Genomic DNA, 419 nt, shown 5'->3' with positions numbered 1-419 from the left:
CGCAGACCGCGGCCCTCACCCCAGCCGAAGGGTGGCCGCCTTGCGTCGGAATCAGTGGCCACCTTCCGTCGGAATCACCGGCCGCTTTGCGTCGGAATCCGCACCTTCCATGCCACCGACGGCCCGGCAACCATCGTCCCACAAGGCGCCGCCACCGCGCCGGCGAGTCTATCCTGCACATACGCCCGCAGCACTGCGTTCGTCGCCAGCTTCGCCGCCTTCGGCCGCCGCGCCGCCCGTTCTGCATGCCATTGCGCCGTCGTCGCCCGGTACTCCAGCCCGCCGCTGCGCGTCGCCGCGTTTCGCCGCGATTCCCGTGAGATCGTCGACGGCGCCCGGCCCAGGCGCCGCGCGATCTCCCGCACCCCAAGCCCCTGCGCTCGGCACACCGCGATCTCCTCGCGCTCCGCAAAAGAGAG

At 71.8% G+C, this 419-nt stretch carries 1 pseudogene; it reads right to left on the bottom strand.

Features of this window, described 5'->3' with window-relative positions:
* Window positions 1–98: 98 nt before the first annotated feature.
* Window positions 99–419, bottom strand: a pseudogene (locus tag G3576_RS31050) (transposase); the annotation flags it as partial.

This window comes from Falsiroseomonas algicola, from assembly GCF_011040385.1.
In the GTDB taxonomy this organism is placed as follows: domain Bacteria; phylum Pseudomonadota; class Alphaproteobacteria; order Acetobacterales; family Acetobacteraceae; genus Falsiroseomonas; species Falsiroseomonas algicola.
Note: the sequence above shows the minus strand (reverse complement) of the source record. Positions and strands in the feature narration are given on the sequence as shown.